This is a genomic window from Ruegeria sp. D3 (assembly GCF_056534465.1).
Map to the genome: position 1 here is coordinate 100,241 of NZ_JBQFPK010000001.1, position 19,414 is coordinate 119,654.

At 58.5% G+C, this 19,414-nt stretch carries 22 protein-coding genes; 16 read left to right on the forward strand and 6 right to left on the reverse strand.

Annotation, left to right across the window (positions count from 1 at the left end):
* The first annotated feature begins 103 nt into the window (after window positions 1–103).
* The 6 genes from ACR0DX_RS00455 (at window position 104) to ACR0DX_RS00480 (ending at window position 6,059) form a co-directional block, all read left to right on the forward strand.
* Entirely contained in the window at window positions 104–1,234 is a 1,131-nt protein-coding gene (locus tag ACR0DX_RS00455) for a bifunctional 2-C-methyl-D-erythritol 4-phosphate cytidylyltransferase/2-C-methyl-D-erythritol 2,4-cyclodiphosphate synthase (RefSeq protein WP_170354348.1), read from the forward strand.
* Window positions 1,231–1,728, forward strand: a complete 498-nt coding sequence (locus tag ACR0DX_RS00460) for a phosphatidylglycerophosphatase A family protein (RefSeq protein WP_480844845.1) — start codon at window positions 1,231–1,233, stop codon at window positions 1,726–1,728. Before ACR0DX_RS00455 ends, ACR0DX_RS00460 begins: the two co-directional genes overlap by 4 nt.
* The gene (locus tag ACR0DX_RS00465) at window positions 1,725–2,201 is read left to right on the forward strand and encodes a CinA family protein (protein ID WP_170354350.1); all 477 of its coding nucleotides are present in this window, start codon (window positions 1,725–1,727) and stop codon (window positions 2,199–2,201) included. Before ACR0DX_RS00460 ends, ACR0DX_RS00465 begins: the two co-directional genes overlap by 4 nt.
* A 151-nt stretch (window positions 2,202–2,352) precedes the next feature.
* On the forward strand, window positions 2,353–3,534 hold the full coding sequence (locus ACR0DX_RS00470; RefSeq protein WP_170354351.1) for an ammonium transporter: 1,182 nt from the start codon (window positions 2,353–2,355) through the stop codon (window positions 3,532–3,534).
* Between the two features lie 129 nt (window positions 3,535–3,663).
* The gene (locus ACR0DX_RS00475; RefSeq protein ID WP_170354352.1) at window positions 3,664–4,344 is read left to right on the forward strand and encodes an orotate phosphoribosyltransferase; all 681 of its coding nucleotides are present in this window, start codon (window positions 3,664–3,666) and stop codon (window positions 4,342–4,344) included.
* Window positions 4,345–4,568: 224 nt separating this feature from the next.
* Window positions 4,569–6,059, forward strand: a complete 1,491-nt coding sequence (locus ACR0DX_RS00480) for a replicative DNA helicase (RefSeq protein WP_170354353.1) — start codon at window positions 4,569–4,571, stop codon at window positions 6,057–6,059.
* Window positions 6,060–6,062: 3 nt separating this feature from the next.
* On the opposite strand, the gene ACR0DX_RS00485 is transcribed toward ACR0DX_RS00480, so the two are convergent.
* On the reverse strand, window positions 6,063–6,575 hold the full coding sequence (locus tag ACR0DX_RS00485) for a GNAT family N-acetyltransferase (RefSeq protein WP_170354354.1): 513 nt from the start codon (window positions 6,573–6,575) through the stop codon (window positions 6,063–6,065).
* Between the two features lie 245 nt (window positions 6,576–6,820).
* Between ACR0DX_RS00485 and alr the strand changes: the two genes are divergently transcribed.
* The 3 genes from alr to ACR0DX_RS00500 are packed head-to-tail and all read left to right on the forward strand — an operon-like array spanning window position 6,821 to window position 9,377.
* The gene (gene alr, locus ACR0DX_RS00490) at window positions 6,821–7,855 is read left to right on the forward strand and encodes an alanine racemase (RefSeq protein WP_170354355.1); all 1,035 of its coding nucleotides are present in this window, start codon (window positions 6,821–6,823) and stop codon (window positions 7,853–7,855) included.
* Window positions 7,852–8,634 (forward strand): MlaE family ABC transporter permease, encoded by a 783-nt coding sequence (locus ACR0DX_RS00495; RefSeq protein ID WP_170354356.1) that lies wholly within the window; start codon window positions 7,852–7,854, stop codon window positions 8,632–8,634. Before alr ends, ACR0DX_RS00495 begins: the two co-directional genes overlap by 4 nt.
* Window positions 8,631–9,377: an ABC transporter ATP-binding protein gene (locus tag ACR0DX_RS00500; protein ID WP_170724251.1), complete on the forward strand. Its 747-nt coding sequence runs from the start codon at window positions 8,631–8,633 to the stop codon at window positions 9,375–9,377. The genes ACR0DX_RS00495 and ACR0DX_RS00500 overlap by 4 nt, the downstream gene beginning before the upstream one ends.
* 16 nt (window positions 9,378–9,393) lie before the next feature.
* Here ACR0DX_RS00500 and ACR0DX_RS00505 read toward each other — a convergent pair whose 3' ends face one another.
* Window positions 9,394–9,588 (reverse strand): hypothetical protein, encoded by a 195-nt coding sequence (locus ACR0DX_RS00505; protein ID WP_170354358.1) that lies wholly within the window; start codon window positions 9,586–9,588, stop codon window positions 9,394–9,396.
* A 216-nt stretch (window positions 9,589–9,804) separates the two neighbouring features.
* Here ACR0DX_RS00505 and ACR0DX_RS00510 point away from each other — a divergent pair, with 216 nt between their 5' ends.
* From ACR0DX_RS00510 to ACR0DX_RS00540, 7 genes are all read left to right on the forward strand, one after another.
* Window positions 9,805–10,251 carry a paraquat-inducible protein A gene (locus ACR0DX_RS00510; protein ID WP_170354359.1) on the forward strand — a complete coding sequence of 149 codons (447 nt, stop codon included), beginning with the start codon at window positions 9,805–9,807 and terminating at the stop codon, window positions 10,249–10,251.
* Between the two features lie 156 nt (window positions 10,252–10,407).
* On the forward strand, window positions 10,408–11,190 hold the full coding sequence (locus ACR0DX_RS00515) for a DNA repair protein (RefSeq protein WP_170354360.1): 783 nt from the start codon (window positions 10,408–10,410) through the stop codon (window positions 11,188–11,190).
* A gap of 121 nt (window positions 11,191–11,311) precedes the next feature.
* On the forward strand, window positions 11,312–12,673 hold the full coding sequence (radA, locus tag ACR0DX_RS00520) for a DNA repair protein RadA (RefSeq protein WP_480845050.1): 1,362 nt from the start codon (window positions 11,312–11,314) through the stop codon (window positions 12,671–12,673).
* A gap of 41 nt (window positions 12,674–12,714) precedes the next feature.
* Window positions 12,715–13,311 (forward strand): CvpA family protein, encoded by a 597-nt coding sequence (locus ACR0DX_RS00525; protein WP_170354361.1) that lies wholly within the window; start codon window positions 12,715–12,717, stop codon window positions 13,309–13,311.
* A gap of 627 nt (window positions 13,312–13,938) precedes the next feature.
* Window positions 13,939–15,462, forward strand: a complete 1,524-nt coding sequence (gene purF / locus ACR0DX_RS00530; RefSeq protein WP_170354362.1) for an amidophosphoribosyltransferase — start codon at window positions 13,939–13,941, stop codon at window positions 15,460–15,462.
* 379 nt (window positions 15,463–15,841) lie between these two features.
* Complete coding sequence (locus ACR0DX_RS00535; protein ID WP_480501712.1) at window positions 15,842–15,976, forward strand: hypothetical protein; 135 nt, start codon at window positions 15,842–15,844, stop codon at window positions 15,974–15,976.
* A 41-nt stretch (window positions 15,977–16,017) separates the two neighbouring features.
* Window positions 16,018–16,662, forward strand: a complete 645-nt coding sequence (locus ACR0DX_RS00540) for an SDR family NAD(P)-dependent oxidoreductase (RefSeq protein WP_170354364.1) — start codon at window positions 16,018–16,020, stop codon at window positions 16,660–16,662.
* Between the two features lie 63 nt (window positions 16,663–16,725).
* Here ACR0DX_RS00540 and ACR0DX_RS00545 read toward each other — a convergent pair whose 3' ends face one another.
* The 4 genes from ACR0DX_RS00545 to ACR0DX_RS00560 form a co-directional block, all read right to left on the reverse strand.
* Window positions 16,726–17,568 carry an ATP-binding protein gene (locus ACR0DX_RS00545; RefSeq protein WP_170354365.1) on the reverse strand — a complete coding sequence of 281 codons (843 nt, stop codon included), beginning with the start codon at window positions 17,566–17,568 and terminating at the stop codon, window positions 16,726–16,728.
* 111 nt (window positions 17,569–17,679) lie between these two features.
* Entirely contained in the window at window positions 17,680–18,552 is an 873-nt protein-coding gene (gene tatC / locus ACR0DX_RS00550; protein WP_170354366.1) for a twin-arginine translocase subunit TatC, read from the reverse strand.
* Window positions 18,549–19,007, reverse strand: coding sequence for a Sec-independent protein translocase protein TatB (gene tatB, locus ACR0DX_RS00555; protein ID WP_170354367.1), 459 nt, complete (start codon window positions 19,005–19,007; stop codon window positions 18,549–18,551). Before tatB ends, tatC begins: the two co-directional genes overlap by 4 nt.
* Window positions 19,008–19,013: 6 nt before the next feature.
* Window positions 19,014–19,229, reverse strand: a complete 216-nt coding sequence (locus ACR0DX_RS00560; RefSeq protein WP_170354368.1) for a twin-arginine translocase TatA/TatE family subunit — start codon at window positions 19,227–19,229, stop codon at window positions 19,014–19,016.
* Window positions 19,230–19,414 lie beyond the last annotated feature (185 nt).

The following is a 19,414-nucleotide window of genomic DNA, read 5'->3' on the forward strand; positions in this document are numbered from 1 at the left end:
CAAAATCATCACTTGCTTAATTTTTAGGCGGGATAACGCGGGTGATTGCCTCTGCATTCACCGCACCCTAAACATTGCCCCGAATTTACCGGAGACACCGCCCATGACCACCGCAGCCATAATCGTTGCCGCAGGACGTGGCCTGCGCGCCGGAGGGGGTATCCCGAAACAATGGCGACCGCTAGGCAGACGCCGCGTCGCGGACTGGACGATTGAGCAGTTTCACGGGCAAGTCGATCACATCGTGCTGGTCCTGTCCCCCGAGGACAGCACCGCTTGGGAAGAATTTGCCGCTTCAGATCTGATCCTGACCGCAGGTGGCGCGGATCGTCCGGGTTCGGTGCGCAATGGGCTGGCCGCCCTGAGCGATCTGGATGTGACCCGCGTTCTGATCCATGATGTCGCCCGTCCCTGTGTCAGTGCTCAGACTATTCACGACGTGTTGCAAGCGCTCGAAGCCAGCCCCGCTGCCGCCCCCGGCTTGGCAGTCACGGATGCGCTTTGGACCGGAGACGGACAAACGGTGACCGGCACGCAGGATCGCACCGGCCTTTTCGCCGCACAGACACCACAGGGCTTTCACTATAACACCATCGTCGCGGCCCATGCCGCTCATGCGGGCGGCGCGGCGGACGATGTCGAGGTTGCCCGCGCCGCAGGGCTGAACGTGGCCATCGTGCCGGGCGATGCGGATAACATCAAAATCACACGGCCCGAGGATTTTGCCCGGGCGGAACGCATATTGGGAACGAATATGGATGTAAGGCTGGGCAACGGGTATGACGTGCATCGGTTTGGCGACGGGGATCATGTAATCCTGTGCGGCGTGCAGGTGCCGCATGATCGTGGTCTTCAAGGGCATTCGGACGCCGATGTTGGGATGCACGCTGTGACGGATGCGATCTATGGCGCGCTGGCGCAGGGCGATATCGGCCAGCACTTCCCGCCCTCGGACCCGCAATGGAAAGGGGCCGCCAGCGAGATTTTCCTACGCCACGCGGTCGAGCTGACCGCGACGATGGGATACGCGATCTCGAATATCGATTGCACGCTGGTCTGCGAATACCCCAAGATCGGCCCGCATGCCGAGGCGATGCGGATCGAGATGGCCCGGATTATGGGGCTGCGGACCGATCAGGTCTCGGTCAAGGCGACAACGTCCGAACGGCTGGGCTTCACGGGCCGCAGCGAAGGCATTGCCTCGCTTGCCACAGCCTGTCTGGTGAAATCATGACCGCCGCGCGGCTGATCGGCACCGTCTGCGGTGTGGGCTATCTGCGCCCTGCGCCCGGCACATGGGGATCGCTCGCCGCCCTGCCCTTGGCGTGGGTCTTGCATACACTGGGTGGTTTTCCCCTGCTGGTGATCGCCACGTTCGCGGTGTTCTTCGGCGGGCTCTGGGCCACCCGCGTGATGACCGCAGGGCAAGAGGATCACGACCCGTCTGAGATCGTCATAGATGAGGTCGCAGGCCAGTTCATCGCGCTGTGGGCGATCTCATACCCGTCATGGGCGCATGGGATCGAGATCACGGCGCTGTGGCCCGGTTGGGTTGCTGGGTTCCTGTTGTTCCGGCTGTTCGACATTACCAAACCCGGCCCGGTTGGCTGGGCCGACCGCAAGGGGGATGCGATGGGCGTGATGCTGGATGATGTGATCGCCGGGGTCTTTGCCGCCATCGGCGTCTTGATCCTGGCCGGGTTCGCGCATGGGGTTTTGGGGCTATGACCGTCGCCGCGCTACTGGACCGCGCCAAGGCGCAAGGAGTGATGATCGCCACCGCCGAAAGTTGCACCGGGGGTATGGTCGCTGCGGCACTAACCGACATCCCCGGCAGTTCGGCCGTGGTGGACCGAGGTTTCGTGACCTACACCAACGCCGCAAAACAGCAGATGTTGGGCGTACAGGCGGCGACCCTGGACGCGCACGGCGCGGTCTCGGAGCAGGTTGCCCGCGAGATGGCCGAGGGCGCCCTACACCATTCCAACGCGCAACTGGCCGTATCGATCACCGGCATCGCGGGCCCCGGTGGGTCCGAGTTCAAACCCGAGGGGCGCGTCTGCTTCGGAATAGCCGCTACAGGCCAGTTGACCCAAACGCAAACCATCGAATTTGGTGCACTTGGCCGTGACGCCGTCCGGCTGGCCGCGCGCGATCACGCGCTAAATTTGTTGTCAGATGCGCTTTCTAATATCGCCTAATTTTTTCGCAATCCCGCAAACATGACGCACATTTAATCATCACTTAAACAAAAGCCCCATAAATAGGCGTCTTTTTTAACGATTGCCTCTTTTTTCCCCACCCGTGCTCCGCTTCAAGCCCCGCCACGCAAGCTGAAGAGGAGAGCGGCTGATGAATGGAGCCGATACCGCCTGGATCATAGTGGCAACCGCCCTGGTCCTGTTTATGACACTTCCGGGCCTGGCCCTGTTCTATGGTGGCCTCGTTCGCGCCCGCAACGTGCTGAGCGTTTTCATGCACTGTTTCAGCATCGCCTGCCTGATGAGCATCCTGTGGCTGGTCGCAGGCTATTCCATCGCGTTCGGCGACGGTGGATCGGGCCTGTGGGGCGGTCTGGGCAAGGCATTTCTGAATGGGGTCGATGCAGACAGCCTGTCAGGTACCCTGCCGGAAATCCTCTTCTTTGCCTTCCAGATGACGTTTGCGATCATTACTCCAGCCCTGATCGTAGGCGCCTATGTGGAACGTGTGGGCTTTGGCTTTGTGCTGACCTTCTCGGCCCTGTGGATGTTGCTGTGCTATGCGCCGGTGGTGCATTGGATCTGGGGTGGAGGTATCCTGACCGACGGTGGCATTTTGGGCGAAGTCGGCGTCCGCGACTTTGCAGGCGGCATCGTTGTGCATGAAACCGCCGGTCTGGCCGCGCTGATCATCGCCGTGGTGCTGGGCCCGCGCCGCAATCGCACAACGCCCCCACACAATCCGGGTTTTGTCATGATCGGTGCCGCGATGCTGTGGGTTGGCTGGTTCGGCTTCAATGGCGGGTCGCAACTTGCCGCTGACGGGGGCGCTGCGATGGCGATGACCGTGACGCATATCTCGGCCGCGACCGCCTCTCTGACTTGGGCACTGTACGAGCGGATCAAATATGGCAAGGCGTCGATGGTCGGTCTGGTGACCGGTACGATCGCTGGCTTGGCCTCCATCACACCTGCCTCGGGCTATGTGGATCCGGTTCAGGCGCTGATCATCGGTGCCGTCGCTGGTGTGCTGTGCCAGGAAGCGGTGAATGTCATCCGCAACGTTCTGAAAATCGACGATACGCTGGATGTGTTCGCCGTGCATGGCGTCGGGGGCATCTTTGGCACCATCATGATCGCCGTCTTTGGCCTAGGGGCCTGGACTGCACAGTTGGGTGGCCTGGTCATCGTTGGTGTCTTCACCGCCGTCGTGACCTTTGTGCTGATCAAACTGGTCTCGCTGATCACGCCACTGCGTGTGGATGCCGAGACAGAAACCAATGGCCTCGACCTGTCGGTGCATGGTGAACGCGCCTATGACATGACAAGCTGATCGCGCGCCATACTGAACGTGCTAAGCGGGCCCCTTGCGGGTCCGCTTTTCTTTTGCCCGCCCTCTCGACTCGGGGGGGCACCGCGCGTTATCAGCCCGCAACCTGTTTTCAGCCCAGAGGTTTGCACCATGATCCCTAGCTCGTACCCCGAAAGCACCGAAATCGCCCGCCTGACCGCGCGGATGCTGCTGGAGATCAAGGCCGTCCACTTCAATTCGCGCGAGCCGTTCACGCTGGCCTCGGGCCTGCCCAGCCCGACCTATATCGACTGCCGCAAGCTGATCTCATATCCGCGTATCCGCTCGACTCTGATGGATTTCCTGACCGTCACCGTGATGCGCGATGCCGGGTTCGAGGCGTTCGACAACATCGCCGGTGGCGAAACCGCAGGCATCCCCTTTGCCGCCATGGTCGCCGAGCGTATGGCCCTGCCGATGACCTATGTGCGCAAAAAGCCCAAAGGGTACGGCCGCAACGCCCGTATCGAGGGCGCAATGTCCGAAGGTGATCGCGTGCTGCTTGTCGAGGACCTGACCACCGATGGCGGGTCCAAGCTGTCTTTTGTGGATGCAATCCGGGAAACCGGCGCTACCTGCGGCCATACGGCGGTGATCTTCTACTATGGCATCTTCCCCGAGACCGAAAAGACGCTGGGCGACCACGGCGTGAAGCTGCATTCGCTGTGTACGTGGTGGGACGTTCTGGCCGAGGCCAAGGCGCAGAAAGCCTTTGACACTGAGACACTTGACGGGGTCGAGGCCTTCCTGAACGATCCGCGTGGATGGCAGGAAGCCAATAAATCCACATAAACCTCTTGTGGGTAATTTGGGGATAAGCCCAGAAGAATCGGTGCACCAAGCACGATATCTGGTGACTTTCCCCTCCTTTCCTACATAATAAGCGATACACATTCAGATATCCTATCTGTCAGGAAACTTATCCCTAGGTCTTACCCTAAGTTAACCACAGGGATTTCCAGATGGATTGGGACAGCCATTCGCGTGTAGAACCTCATCAGGGCAGTGGGGACAAAATGAACGAGATAAGCAGTATCGAGCAGGCAGCGGCGCAGATTCAGAACGCCGAAACCATGCCGCATTCCATTGAGGCTGAACAACAGCTTCTGGGTGCCATCCTGACGAACAACGATCTGTATGACCGGGTGGCCTCGATCATTGGGGCCGAGCATTTCTATGATCCGGTCCATGCCCGCATCTATGAGGTCGCGGCCAATCGCATCGCCAAGAATGCGCTGGCCTCGCCCGTGACGCTGAAATCCTTCATGGCCGAGGATGAGGGCCTGAAAGAGTTGGGTGGCCCCGCCTATCTGGTCAAACTGGCGGGTGCTTCGATCAGTGCGTTTGCGGTGCATGATTATGCCCAGATGATCTATGACCTCGCCATCCGGCGCGAATTGATCCGGCTGGGCCGCGACATCTCGGACAAGGCGGCACGGGTTGATGTGTCCAGCGAGCCCAAGGAACAGATCGTCGAGGCCGAGCAACAGCTTTACCAGTTATCCGAGCAGGGCCAGACCGAACAGGGATTTCAATCCTTCCTCAAGGCGGTCACAGAAGCCGTCAACGTCACCAACGAAGCGTATCAGCGCGGTGGCGGCATGGCGGGGATTTCCACCGGTCTGGCCGATTTGGACAAACAGCTTGGGGGCCTGCACCCGTCGGACCTGATCATTCTGGCCGGGCGTCCGTCGATGGGGAAAACCTCATTGGCGACCAACGTGGCGTTCAACGTGGCCAAGGCGTATAAGCGCGGCACCAAATCGGACGGGTCCGAAGGGGCTGTGGATGGCGGCGTGGTCGGGTTCTTTTCTCTGGAAATGAGCGCTGAACAACTGGCCGGCCGGGTTCTGGCCGAAGCCTCTGAAATCTCAAGCCACAAGATCCGCCAAGGCGATATGACCGAGGCCGAGTTCCGCCGGTTCGTGGACGCCGCCAAGGAGTTGGAAGCCTGCCCGCTGTTCATCGACGACACCCCTGCCCTGCCGATCTCGCAGCTTGCCGCCCGCGCGCGGCGTCTCAAACGAACGCATGGGCTGGATCTGTTGGTGATCGACTATCTGCAGCTGTGCCGGGGCATGTCCGACAACCGCGTCAACGAAATTGCCGAGATTTCGATGGGCATGAAGGCCATCGCCAAGGAGTTGAACATCCCGGTGATCGCCCTGTCTCAGCTCTCGCGTCAGGTGGAAAGCCGCGACGACAAGCGCCCGCAACTGTCTGACCTGCGGGAATCGGGCTCGATCGAACAGGACGCCGACGTTGTGATGTTCGTGTTCCGCGAGGAATACTACAAAGAGCGTGAAAAGCCCGGCGATCATGAGCTGGAAAAGATGGAAGAGTGGAAGCAGGCCATGGACCGCCTGCATGGCAAGGCCGAAGTCATTGTCGGCAAGCAGCGTCACGGCCCCATCGGCACGGTTGAACTGTCGTTTGAGGCCCAGTTCACCCGCTTTGGCAACCTGGTCAAACCCTGGCAGCAGGACGGCCAGATCGAAGGCTACTGACAGTCACCACAACCCGGGCTGATCGAAGGCTGACACACAGCGCGATGGCCCGGCTATTGGCCTAAATTCCTTGGTGTTCAGCGATTGGCCAAGCCACCCATGCGGCTGGCTCAGATCGTGGGGCGGTCGCGCGAACTCTGGTGTCATCGACTGAAACCCCAACTTACCGTAATAGGCCGGGTCACCATAAGTCACCGCGACCTCGGCCCCTGCTTGGCGAACCTGTTCCAACCCGTACGCGATCAACTTCTGCCCGATCCCTTGCTTCTGACGATCTGTAGCAACCGCAACCGGGGACATCAGCACCACCTTGCGCGGGTCTTCGTCATAGGTCAGGCGAGAAAAGAAAATGCACCCGCACAGGCGCTCGGATGTATGCACTGTCACGCAAAGCAAATCATCGGCCTCAGTGGTCTTGATCAGTGCAACAGTCAGCGCCTTCAACGCTTCGCCTTCGTCCGAGCCTTCGGATGCGCTGAAAACGGCCCGGAAGAACTCGGGGATTTCGGCTTCCATGCCAGTAACACCTGATGAAAACTGCACAAATTCTACTCCTGCCGACGCTCAGGATGAGCGTAAATGATTCTCGCACCAATCTTGTGTTGATGACGCAGTGAAAACAATAAGCCCTGATCTTTTCGGCGCATAGGTTCCTTGTTTGCCATACTGACAAGCCATTCCTCGCCCACGTTCCCGTCAAACCGGCAATAAACGGTGCGTACCCCCTTGACCTGCAGCGATCCAGTGTCATGAACAGTTCCATGAGTACCGCACGTCTGACGATCAACCTGCATGCGCTCGCCAGCAACTGGCGCGCACTAGATACGAAAACGAATGTCGAGACCGGCGCCGTGGTCAAGGCAGACGCCTATGGCTTGGGTGCGGGTCCTGTCTCGGACACCCTCGCCGAAGAAGGTGTTCGAAAGTTCTTTGTTGCCGTCGCCGAAGAAGGCGCAGCCGTCCGCGAAGCTGTTGGCCCAGGTCCGATGATCGGCGTCTTCTCAGGGCATATGGAAGGCGATACCGAACTGCTGCGCGGGAACGACCTGACACCTTTGCTGAACTCGCCCGAGCAGTTTCTGCGCCACGAACAAAGCCTGCCCTCGCATTCATTTGGCATCCAGCTCGACAGCGGCATGAACCGACTTGGCTTTGAACCATCCGATTGGGCCGAGCTGCGCACGCGGGTTGAGGATCTGAACCCGGTTGTTGTTATGTCGCATCTGGCTTGCTCGGACGAGCCGGATCACCCGATGAACCGGCAACAACTAAAGACTTTCCGTGATATGACTGATGGAGTCTCGGCCCAACGGTCCTTGGCTGCGACCGGAGGGTTACTTTTGGGGCCGGAATTCCATTTCGACTTCTGCCGACCCGGTGTCGGTCTGTACGGTGGTCTGCCTTTTGCCGACGCGAAACCTGTGGTGACTGTGGACCTGCCCGTCATTCAGGTCCGCGAGTTGGCCGAGGGCGAGACTGTTGGCTACGGCAACAGTTGGACCGCGCGCCGTCCGTCACGTATCGCGACCGTTGCAGCGGGCTATGCTGACGGTCTGCACCGCGCGATCGGGGGCGGCATTGATGCGTTCGCAGGTGGTCAACCCTGCCCCGTCGTTGGGCGTATCTCCATGGATCTGATCACCGTGGATGTCACTGATTTGCCTGAGGACCCAGAACGAATGCGCATTCTCAACGGCCACCAGACCGTAGACGACCTCGCCGAGGCCGCAGGCACTATCGGCTACGAGATTCTCACGTCGCTCGGTGCGCGTTATTCCCGAGGTTACGTGGAATGAACCCTTTGAGACTGCTGGGCGGTATAGGCCGTGCCGTCCTGACTGTGTTTGCAACCTTTGGAAAGGTGGCACTGTTTACAGTGGATGCGATATCGCACGTCTTCCGCCCTCCGTTTTATCCACGCGAATTTGTCGTTGCGCTGATGAATATCGGTTGGCTTTCCCTGCCCGTCGTCGGCCTGACCGCCATTTTTACCGGCGGCGCATTGGCGCTGCAAATCTATGCTGGCGGCGCTCGTTTCAACGCCGAGGCTGTGGTACCTCAGATCGTGGCCATCGGCATGGTACGCGAGCTGGGACCAGTTCTTGGTGGTCTGATGATCGCGGCACGCGTGACCTCTTCGATCGCGGCCGAGATCGCAACGATGAAAGTGACTGAACAAATCGACGCGCTAGTCACCCTGTCCACGCACCCGATGAAATACTTAACCGCACCGCGTGTTCTGGCAGCCATATTGACCGTGCCAGTGCTTGTTGCCGTGGGCGACGTGATTGGCATCGCAGGCGGCTATGTGGTTGCCACTCAGAACCTTGGTTTCAACTCTGCCGCCTACCTTCAGAACACGGTCAATTTTCTGGAATTGCACGACGTGATTTCATCGCTGGTCAAGGGTGCAACGTTTGGCCTCATCACGGCCGTGATGGGCTGCTACTATGGCATGAACTCGGGCCGTGGCGCGCAGGGCGTGGGCCGTGCGACCAAATCCTCGGTCGAAGCGGCGGCGATCATGATCCTGGCCGCCAACTTCATTCTCACAGGGGTGTTCTTTTCGGTATGATACGGCTGGAGAATGTACACAAAGCCTTCGGTGATAACCGAGTCCTGCAAGGTATGAACCTCGATATCCCCAAGGGCACGTCCATGGTGATCATAGGCGGTTCGGGAACCGGAAAGTCTGTGGCGCTGAAATGCGTTCTCGGGTTGATCAAACCCGACAGCGGCATGATCTATGTGGATGGCAAGGACGCGGCAACAGGCGACCGCGATGCGTTTCTGGCCCGGTTCGGGATGCTGTTTCAGGGCGCGGCTTTGTTTGACTCTCTGCCCGTCTGGCAGAACGTCTCGTTCCGTCTGCTGCGCGGCCCGCTCAAGCGCCCCGCAGAATATGCCCGCGAGATCGCGATTGATAAACTGAGGCGTGTGGGCCTGAAATCGGACGTTGCCGACCGGTTCCCTTCGGAACTGTCGGGCGGGATGCAAAAACGCGTGGGCCTCGCCCGTGCCATCGCTGCCGAGCCCGAGATCATTTTCTTTGACGAGCCCACCACCGGGCTGGACCCGATCATGTCCGGCGTCATCAACGACCTGATCCGCGAGATCGTGACCGAGATGGGCGCAACGGCCATGACCATCACCCACGATATGAGTTCCGTCCGCGCCATTGCCGATAATGTGGCGATGCTGCACGGAGGCGTCATACAGTGGACTGGCCCTGTTGAGCAGATGGATGCGTCGGGTGATCCCTATGTCGAGCAGTTCATCAGTGGCAGTGCTGAGGGGCCGATTGAGGCGGTGCGGTGAATCAAACTTTTCTGAGCTATATCATAATGATCGGATGGCCAGCTTCCTGGCTCTTAGCTCTGTGCTTACTTGTCGTTTGTTTCAGGAAGTTACCAGTACTTAGTGGAAGCTTGGTGTTTTCCGGACTATCCGCCTTTGTTTCACTGATTTCACAATCGACTACAGGCTTTGTCATTAGCAACATATGGGCATGGGTGACCATCGTTTTCATTGTTAGCCTCCCAACTCGGCAAAGTCGGTTACCGGGCTGGGTAAGAGTTCTTGGTTTCGCCTGTATTCCTGTTGGAATAGTTGTGATAATCGCCTTTTCCAGGGTTAGTCGCACCTTCGGGTCGGGTCTTTTCGTTCCGCGCTGGAAGCCTGAAAGAGTGAGAATGACCAATTACAGTAGTTTCGACAAATAGCTCATAACAGTCTTAGGCAAAACATGCCGCTCCGTCTCGCCACCCTCTCGCTCCTGATCCTCTACCCCATCGCATGGTTCGCCCCGCTGATGCGCGCGGGCCTCCTACCGATCTTCGGCCTCAGCGAAATCAGTGTCATCACCGGCCTGCAATCGCTCTGGAAATCCGATATCTTCCTCGCACTGGTCGTCACTGTCTTCGCGCTCTTCGCGCCTTACGTCAAAACCATCGGCACCGCACTGATCCAATGGAACCTGCTGGACCCACGCGTCCAGCCCGCGCTCAACATCCTCGGCAAGCTGGCCATGGCCGACATTTTCCTGATCGCGCTCTACATCACGCTGGCCAAGGGCATCTCTTACGCGACCATCGAAACCGCATGGGGTCTCTACCTGTTTACAGGTTGCATTCTGGCCTCACTGGCATTGGGACATATTACAGAGATGACATCCGCCTCACGAAAAGCTTAAAGCTAATTGATTGAAAACATTTACCCAAGTATCATCTTAATATTTCGAGCAGCAACAAATAGTAGTTTTCGGGTCCGTGGCGGATCTCTGTCTGTACGTTAAGTCTACTCCGCTTCGGCTCCGGTGTGTTCCGGTTCTAGAAGGAGATCGACAACCATGGCCGCCCTCCAAAAAATAACATTGCAATTTCAGAATGCCTTTTTAAGACTGACCTTTATCGTAATCTGCGCGGCTGCGCTTGCGGCCGTGACGACCACCGCCTTATCGGCATTTGGGGTCCTACCCTGGCTGTCCATGCAAGCCGGATTCGGCACCGCACCGGCTATAGATGCGGGCATGTTTATCCAGATCGGATTGACCGCACTGATTCTCATGCTGGCCTTCTATCTGCCCGCAAACGGTCGAATGATGGCGCTTGAGAATGCGCATCGCAAGTTCGCGATGAACATGCATGACATCACCTACGCCTACCAAATGGCCCATGCTGCGGACCGAGGTGACACCTTCATGATGTCGTCTGAATTCGACGCGGTCAAAGAGCGTATTGCCTTTCTGCGCCAACATCCCGACCTCCAATCGCTGGAGCCGGAAATCCTCGAACTGGCCGCGCAGATGAGCCAGATCAGCCACGAACTCGCCGTCACCTACAGCGACGAACGCGTGGCGCGGGCGCGTACGTTCCTCCAGCAGCGCCAAGAAGAGATCGAGCAATTCCAGCAGCGCATCGGTGACGCGCAAACCATCCAGCAAGAATTGCGGCAATGGACCCGCGATGTCGAGATCGAGGAATCCATCGCCAAATCTCAACTCGCCCGCCTGCGTGACGAATTGTTCGACCTGTTGCCTGAGTTGTCCACGCAACTGCAATCGCAGTCGGACGAGCACAAGTCCACCGAATCCAGTGTTATCGCGATGTCGCCCCCTCGCGCCGCTGAATAGGCGCCACAGGCGCCCGCCGCGGACGATGGCCCGCAGGGCTTGAGGACGTGGCGCGCCACCGGCGGAAATGAAAGCCCGCAAGGGCTTGAAGAACCGCCCCACCTCGGGCACCAAGGGCCGCATGGCAAAGACGACTTTTTCATGCTCGGCCTGTGGTGCCACGCATTCCCGCTGGTCCGGCCGCTGTGACGGCTGCGGCGAGTGGAACACGATCATGCAAGAAGCCCCCCTTTCGGCTGGCCCGGCCAAGAAATCCCTCGGCGGCAAGCGGGGCCAGACCATCGCACTCACGGATCTGTCGACCGAGGAAACCCCTCCGCCTCGCACATTTTGCGGGGTCGAGGAACTGGATCGCGTGCTGGGCGGTGGCCTTGTCCCCGCCTCGGCCCTGTTGGTGGGCGGAGATCCAGGCATCGGCAAATCCACCCTTCTGTTGCAAGCCGCCGCACGGTTTGCTCGTGCTGGCGTTAAGACCATCTATGTCTCGGGCGAGGAAGCCAGCGCCCAGGTGCGGATGCGCGCCCGCCGTCTAGGGCTGGCGGACGCGCCGGTGCAACTCGCGGCAGAAACAAACCTGCGCAACATCCTTACCACGCTTGAAGCCGAAAAACCCGGCCTTGCCATTATCGACTCGATTCAGACCATGTGGGCCGACAATGTCGACAGCGCCCCCGGATCGGTGTCACAAGTAAGGGCAGCAGCGCATGAATTGACCACGTTTGCGAAACGACATGGCATTTCGATCATCATGGTCGGCCATGTAACCAAAGAGGGTCAGATCGCAGGCCCCCGTGTCGTCGAACACATGGTTGACACTGTGCTTTATTTTGAAGGGGAACGTGGCCATCAGTTCCGTATCCTGCGTGCGGTGAAGAACCGTTTTGGTCCTGCGGACGAGATCGGCGTTTTCGAAATGACGGGTAAAGGACTGGCCCAGGTCACGAACCCCTCTGCCTTGTTTTTGTCCGAGCGCGGAACGCCCAGCCCTGGCTCGGCGGTATTTGCCGGAATCGAAGGAACGCGCCCGGTTTTGGTTGAATTACAAGCACTTGTCGCGCCATCACCACATTCGCAACCGCGTCGCACGGTCGTCGGGTGGGACAGCGGTAGACTTGCTATGATACTGGCGGTGCTAGAAGCCCGCTGTGGCGTCCCCTTCACTGGGTTGGACGTATATCTAAACGTTGCAGGCGGACTAAAAATCAGCGAGCCGGCGGCCGACCTTGCCGTTGCCGCAGCTTTGCTGAGCGCGCGCGAGGATACAGCTCTGCCTTCAGACACCGTTGTATTCGGGGAAATCTCTCTGTCAGGTGCCCTAAGACCAGCTGCACAAACCGAAAATAGGTTGAAAGAAGCCCAGAAACTTGGTTTCACATCAGCCATAGCTCCGGCAGGTGGCAAAACTGGCACTGTGGCAGGTCTGACACTCACCCGCCCCTCTGATTTGGTAGGGTTTGTTGGCGAAACCTTCGGAGCAGGTTAAGGTAACGCCTTAAGAGGCTGAAAAAATTACAGGCGAGGGCCATGGAAGGTTTTACAATTATTGACGGGGTGGTTGCCCTGATCATCGTGGTGTCGGGCCTTCTGGCCTATTCCCGCGGTTTGTTGCGTGAGATTCTGGCGATTGCGGGATGGGTCGCCGCCGCGGTTCTGGCCTTTATTTTTGCACCTCAAGCGGTGCCATTGGTGAAAGAGATTCCGGTCGTCGGAGATTTCCTGCAAGACAGTTGTGAATTGTCTGTTATCACCGGTTTTGCGGCGGTCTTTGCGGTGGCGCTGATCGTGGTCAGCATTTTCACCCCTCTATTTTCGTCGCTTGTGCAACGCTCGGCCTTGGGTGGTTTGGATCAAGCACTTGGCTTCTTCTTCGGGATCGCGCGCGGCATCCTGCTGGTCGCAATCGCATTCTTTGTCTACGATACCGTCATGACAGGTCAGTCATATACGATCGTCGATGAAAGCCGCTCGGCCAAGGTGTTTGAACAGTTCAGCGGTCAGATCGAAGAACAGAACCCCGAAGAAGCGCTCGGTTGGGTGACCCGCCAATACGAGGAGTTGGTGGCAAGCTGCACAGAAGGCGGCGAGGTCACACCCGAAGCCGCCCCGGCAACCACAGAATAAGCGAAAAGCCCGGGATGGACCGGGCTTTTTTTTGGGGCAAGACTGTATTGCTCAGGTGAACCCTTCACCCGCACAGACCGTGCATTTGATGTTTTTGAGCCCAAAACACCCGGTACACCGTGTAAAGATTGGTTTTCCGTGAATGTCTCGGCTTTTGACAACTTCGCCCGCGCCGTTGCAAATCGGACAAGGAGACCGACCCATGCCACGGCATCGGTGACATCTGCGTTTTGGCTGTGTTTCTTTTTTTTGTCCTTGTTTGTGTTGCCACATGGGTAGGCCCGTCCGAATGGTATCAAAACAGAAAATTGGTAATCTCAGAAATGACAGCACATGCGGCCTGACCTGTCACTGTTTGAAGCGCAATTCCCGCAAAAACCACCTGCGTCAAATCGCAATTGTGATCCTTTGATGACACAGGCACCGTAAGGCATTATGTGAGAGCCGAACTGACATGGAATCGGAGCTGCCGATCTTGCTGTATCTGTTTTCTCACGTGCCCGCCCCTGCAAAGGACAAAGCGCGCGCATTCAACGCCTGTCAGGCGATCGAGTCCTCAGATACTGCCATCCAGCACCACCAGTCACCGAAACCTCTCAAATCGTCATAGAAAATTGGAGCCCGTACATGTGTGGGATTTTGGGGATCGCAAGCAGGACACATGATGTCTTTGCGGAAATCTATGACGGGCTGCTGATGCTGCAGCACCGGGGGCAAGACGCCTCGGGGATCGTCACATATACCGGAGAGTTCTTCCGAGAGAAAAAGGCCAACGGTCTGGTCAAAGACGTGTTCAACGCCAAGGACGCAGAAACCTTGCTGGGCAAAGTTGGCATGGGCCATGTACGCTATCCGACCGCAGGCTCGCTCAGCGCGGCCGAGGCACAGCCTTTTTTCGTCAATGCGCCCTACGGCATCTATCTGGTCCATAACGGCAACATCACCAACACCGCCGAACAGCGCGAAAAGGTGACCGCTAAATACAGCCGCCACCTGCGCACCACTTCGGATTCCGAGATCCTGCTGAACGTGCTGGCCGACAAGGTCGCCGATGCGATCAAGGTTAACGGCAATGCAGAACCGATCCGCAACCTGTTTGCCGGCGTCAAGATGACAATGGAGCGGGTACAGGGCGCCTATTCGGTGATCTGTCTTGTCGCAGGCGTCGGAATGCTGGCCTTCCGTGATCCCTATGGCATCCGACCGCTTTCGGTCGCCAAGCGTGATGTGGATGGAAAGGGTGACGACTATGCCTTTGCCTCTGAGGATGTGGCCTTTGGCATCAACGGCTTTGACAAACTACGCGATGTGAAACCCGGCGAGGCGATCTTGATCGATCTGGACGGCAACATGCACACATTCCAGGCGGTTGATGGGCAACTGACGCCCTGCATTTTCGAGTATGTTTATCTGGCGCGTCCGGATTCGCTGCTGGATGGGGTTTCGGTTTACAAAACCCAAATGCGCATGGGTCAAACACTGGCCCGACAGATCGAGGCCGCCGGTCTGGATATCGACCGCATTATTCCTGTGCCGGACAGCGCCCGTCCCGTCGCGCTGGAGGTCGCCAAGGCAACTGGCATCCCATACCGCGAGGGTTTGGTAAAGAACCGCTATGTGGGCCGGACCTTCATCATGCCCGGTCAGGAAGAGCGTCAAAAATCTGTGCGCCGCAAGCTGAACGCGGTTCCGTTGGAGTTCAAAGGTCACAACGTGCTGCTGATCGACGATTCCATTGTGCGCGGCAACACGATCAAGAAAATCGTGCAGATGTGCCGCGAGGCCGGAGCGAAGAAAGTCTATATCGCCAGCGCCTCGCCGCCTGTGAAATATCCCAATGTCTATGGCATCGACATGCCCACCAAGCATGAGCTGGTCGCTAATGGCAAGGATATTGAAGAAATCCGGCAGGAACTGGGCGCGGATGCATTGTTTTATCAAAACCTCGACGATCTGATCTGGGCGGCCAAGGAAGGAAACCCCGAGATCGAGGCTTTTGACTGTTCGTGTTTCGACGGTAATTACATCACTGGCAGCGTCAGTGGGGATTACCTGGACACGCTGGAAAACAGCAGCCGCGTCAGCAAAAAACGCGAGGATATGCAGGTACCCGGCGGATCGTGGAACGCCGCAAAACTGGCCTCGGGTTAGTTTATCTACCGAATCGGTAATGACGAAGGCCCGCGTCACTGAAGTGATGCGGGCTTTCTTTTTGCCCGTGCATACTGGATCGGTGGGTTTTCGCCCACAACTCTGCGGCGAAGAAAACGTAAGCTCAAGGGCTTCTCCACGGGCACATTCGCTGTCGTTTTCGTGATCCCCCAAGGGGGTTTTTCTTACTGGTTGCCTTTGTTAAGGCCCCGCCTACCAAGCACTCACAACAAGGGATCGGGCCGCTGCGGCCCGGCCGGAATTTATGTCGAACGCCACCGTCAAAAGCGCGGCCACGCAAAAAAGCGCGCTTAAAAAGAACTCTGTATCCCTCCTTGGGGTCTTTGGCCCGAAATCGGATTTGCGCGCGCTCATGCGAATGTCGTCGGGACGTGTGAAAGAGGTCAAGCCCGGCAGCCGCGTATCCTCGGGCACTGTGGTGGCAATTGATCCGGATGGCGTGATGCTGCGACAAAGCGGCCAGACCCGGCGCATCGTCATTCCCGGCAGCTAAACCGTCTTGACGCCCTGCCTGCGGGGGTTCAAACCGCTGTCATGACCGATCAGACCAAAATTGCCCTAATCACTGGGGCGTCACGGGGCTTGGGCGCTGCTCTGGCCGAGGCGCTGGCCCCCGAGTACCACATTGTCGCTGTCGCCCGTACCACCGGTGGGCTGGAAGAGCTGGATGACCGTATTCAGGCCAAAGGCGGCGCGGCCACGCTGGCCCCCATGGACATCGCAGACCCGAACGCCATGGCGACGCTGTGCCGGGGTATTCATGATCGTTGGGGCAAGGTGGATCTGTGGCTGCACACGGCTGTTCACAGCTCGGCTCTGACGCCTGCGCATTTTATCGACCCGAAGGAATGGGCAAAGGCCGTCAATGTGAATGCCACGGCGACTTCGGTTTTGATTCCCTATATCGCTCCGTTGCTGGGCGAGAGCGGCCATGCCGTGTTCTTTGACGACCCCAAAGCGGGCGACAAGTTCTATGGCATCTATGGCGCGACCAAGGGCGCTCAGATGGCTTTGGCCCGCAGTTGGGCGGCTGAGACCGAGCGCACAGGGCCACGTGTGTCGATTGTGGAACCTGCGCCCATGCCAACGGCCGTGCGCGCGCGGTTTCATCCCGGCGAGGACCGTGATGCTTTGACGAGCCCTGCGGATGAGGCGGCCCGGATTTTGGCGTCTCTATAAGGGATTGGCCCTTGCGGGCCATACCTCCGGCGGAGGTATTTTTGGCCAGATGAAGCGGGCGGATCAGCCTATATGCGCGCCGGTGCGTCCGGCCAGATCGACGAAGAATTGCCACGCTACGCGGCCAGAACGTGCGCCGCGTGTGGCCTGCCATTCGATGGCTTCGGCGCGCAGGGTGTCGGGGGCGACGTTGACGCCATAGGCGGCGCAGTAGCGGTTGATCATGGCGAGGTATTCGTCCTGATCGCAGGGGTGGAAGCCCAGCCAAAGGCCGAAGCGGTCGGAGAGTGAGACTTTTTCCTCGACCGCCTCGGACGGGTTGATGGCGCTGGAGCGTTCGTTTTCGATCATGTCCCGCGGCATCAGGTGTCGGCGGTTCGAGGTGGCGTAGAACACCACATTTTCCGGGCGGCCTTCGATACCGCCGTCCAGCACTGCCTTGAGCGATTTGTAGTGTTGGTCATCATGGCTGAACGAAAGATCATCGCAGAACAGGATGAACCGATGCGGCGCGGCCCGCAGATGGTTTAGCAGACGCGCGACCGAGCCCATGTCCTCGCGCTGAAGTTCGACCAGTTTCAGATCGGGGTATTCATTTTGCAGGCTCCCGTGGACCGCTTTGACAAGGCTGGACTTGCCCATACCCCGCGCACCCCAGAGCAACGCATTGTTTGCCTTGTACCCAGCCGCAAAGCGCCGTGTGTTGTCCAGAAGCGTGTCGCGCGAGCGGTTGATGCCCACCAGCAGGTCCAGATCGACGCGGTTCACCTTGGTGACTGGTTCCAGCCGATCAGGGTCCACATGCCAGACAAAAGCCGTGGCTGCGCCGAAATCCGGGGCTGCCAAGGGGGCTGGAGCCATTCGCTCCAAGGCATCAGCAATGCGGTTCAGGGCTTGGTCATCCATCAGGGCCTCCGGCTGTTTTGGGGTTCAAACCATGATCAGATGCAAGCGGCAAGACCCGCGCATAAAAAAGGCGCGCCACGAATGGGCGCGCCTGATCCGGGTTAAGCCGGTTTACTTGCTTTCTTCGTCGACGATTTCGGCATCCGCCTCTTCTTCGTCGTCATAGTAGCCGTCAGCGCGCAGCTGTTCTTCGCGCTTTTTCTCGACACGGGCCACGAGGAAGATTGAGATTTCGTACAGTCCGTAGACCACCACGAACAGGATCACCTGAGTAATCACATCGGGCGGTGTTACCAGCGCGGCAAGCACCAGAATAGCGACCACCGCGTATTTGCGAACCGAGCCCAAACCTTCGGCCGTTACCAGCCCCGCCTTGCCCATCAGCGTCAGCAGAACCGGTAGCTGGAAACACAGACCAAAGGCTACGATGAACTTGATCGTCAGGTTCAGATATTCCTGTGCTGAGCCCTGAAAGACCACGCTCAGCGGTGCGGCGGTTACGCCATCCGTCACGGCCTCCCCTTCAGCGCCGAATTGTTGGAAGCCAAGGAAGAAGTCATACGCCAGCGGAGTAACCACGTAAAAGGCAAAGCTGGCCCCCAATAGGAACATGAAGGGCGAGGCCAGCATGAACGGCAGGAACGCGTTCTTTTCAGACTTATACAATCCCGGAGCCACGAACCGCCACATCTGCATCCCGATATAGGGAAAGGCCAGAATGAACCCACCCAGCAGCGAGACCTTGATGGCGACAAAGAACCCTTCCTGCGGCGAGATGAAGATCAGCCCGCAATCCTGCCCGCGTTCGGCCAGAACGTCACACAACGGTTGCGTCAGAAAGTTGAACAGCGGGGTGGCCACTGTAAAGCAGATGATCATCCCGATCAGAAACGCCACGACGCAGTGGATAAGCCGCGTACGCAGTTCTGTCAGATGCTCGATCAATGGGGCCGAGCTGTCCTCGATCTCGTCGGTCTTGGTCATGATTTGCTTTCAGTTTTCAACGCGGCCTCGGCTTCTTCGGCTTTGGCCAGGGCGTCAGCGGCCTCTTTCGCCTTACGCTCGGCGGCGGCGCGCGCGGTCGAGGCTTGAATCTTCTTGGCCTGCTCGGCGCGCTCGGCTGCCAGTTTGCCGGTCTCGCTGTCGGGGTCGAACTTGGTCGGGTCCATGCTCTTGGCCAAATCCTGCGCGGCCTCTTTCACGCCATCCATGGCGCTGCCGACAGGATTGGTGGCCGCGTTCAGACCCTTCTTGATGTCATTGACGCCCGCCTGATCGGCGGCCTCGTTCATCGCGCTGGAGAACTCGCGCGCCATGCCGCGGGCCTTGCCGACAAACCGCCCCACATTGCGGAACAGCACCGGCAGGTCCTTTGGCCCCACAACGATCAGGGCAACAACGCCGATGACCAGAAGCTCGGTCCAGCCCAGATCAAACATCTGCGCTTAGGCCTTGTCTTTATCGGTCTCGGGGGTGACGTCCTTGGCCATCTCGGACGCGTCCTGTTCCAGCTCATCCGCGCCCTCTTTGACGCCCTTCTTGAACGAGGTGATGCCTTTGCCCACTTCGCCCATCAGCGAGCTGATTTTGCCGCGGCCAAACAGAACCAGAACCACAACGGCGATCAGCAGCAGGCCGGGAAGGCCGATATTGTTAAGCATGTCTTGTCTCCTTCTACATCGACGCCACGCGTCGGGAATGTTGTTTGGCCATGTGTCTACGCCTGACGAGCGGTGGACAACAGTGCGCCAGATCAAATCCGCGTTCGAATTCGATCCGTTCACGCGTTTTTTGGGCGCTGGATTTTCTCAACTGACAGGTTTATGTCAGTTGTACGTGACTAGGA